1 protein-coding gene is annotated in these 1,136 nt (G+C 76.4%); it reads right to left on the bottom strand.

Annotated elements, in window-relative coordinates; translation table 11 throughout:
* Positions 1-412 precede the first annotated feature (412 nt).
* Complete coding sequence (locus AB1673_17645; protein MEW6155781.1) at positions 413-1,009, bottom strand: phosphoribosyltransferase family protein; 597 nt, start codon at positions 1,007-1,009, stop codon at positions 413-415.
* Positions 1,010-1,136 lie beyond the last annotated feature (127 nt).

Raw genomic sequence — 1,136 nt, 5'->3', positions numbered from 1 at the left:
GGCCGCCGCCCAGCCCCCAGGCGCCCGAGCGCAAGGGCAGCCCCCCGAAGCCGGCGAGGGGCCCGACGAGGACGGCCCCCAGCTCGGGGGCGTGCTCGGCCGGCGCCTGGGCCAGTCCAAGGGACGCTGACGGCCTGACGGGAGGGTCGCCTGCTCGGGCCTGCTCCCGTGCTCGGCCGGCGCCTGGGCCAGTCCAAGGGACCCTGATGGCCTGACGGGGACGGTCGCCTGCTCCCGTGCTCGGCCGGCGCCTGGGCCGGGCCAAGGGACCCTGACGGCCTGACGGGAGGGTCGCCTGCTCGGGGCGGTCGGCAGGGCCTGTGGCCCGGCAACCTAGTGCTGACCTGTCGTCGGGGAAGCGGGCGGTAGGCGCCTCCGGCCCAGCGAGCGGGGCGCCGACCCAACACCACCTCTAGGGTCGGCCCGCGAGCAAGCGGCGGACCTCGTCGTCGGTCGTGGGCCGGAAGTCGGCGTACCACTCGCCCACGGCCCGGAACTGAGCAGGCTGGTGGAGGCAGACCACGTCGTCGGCTTCGGCGGCCAGGGCGGCGCAGGCGGCCGGGGAACCGACGGGCGCAGCCACGACCACCTCTTCGGGGCCCAGCGCCCGAAGAGCACCCACCGCCGCCCTCATGGTGGAACCGGTGGCCAGGCCATCGTCGACGACCAGGACCGTCTTTCCCGTCACCACTGGCGAGGGCCGACCGCCAGTCAGGTCGTGCAGGCGGCGGGCGAGAACGGCTCGTTCCCGTTCGACGACGCTGTCAACTTCCCGGGCCGAGATGCCCAGCCCGTCGATCACCGGCCGGTTGAGGAACAGGGCACCGCCGCCGGCCACCGCGCCCATGGCCAGTTCCTCGTGGCCTGGCACGCCCAGCTTGCGGACGACCAACACGTCGAGGGGCAGGACGAGTGCCTCGGCCACCTCGGCCGCCACCGGGACGCCGCCACGGGGCAGCCCCAGGACCACCGCCGACCGGCGACGGTAACCGGTCAGGGCCCGCGCCAACTCCCGACCGGCCTGGGCCCGGTCCGCGAACGGCAGACCCCCGGCCAACGCCGCACCGCCCTCGGCCCCGGCCAACGCCGCACCGCCCTCGGCCCCGGCCAACGCCGCACCGCCCTCGGCCCCGGCC

It is taken from the genome of Actinomycetota bacterium, from assembly GCA_040754375.1.
In the GTDB taxonomy this organism is placed as follows: domain Bacteria; phylum Actinomycetota; class Acidimicrobiia; order Acidimicrobiales; family AC-14; genus JBFMCT01.
Note: the sequence above shows the minus strand (reverse complement) of the source record. Positions and strands in the feature narration are given on the sequence as shown.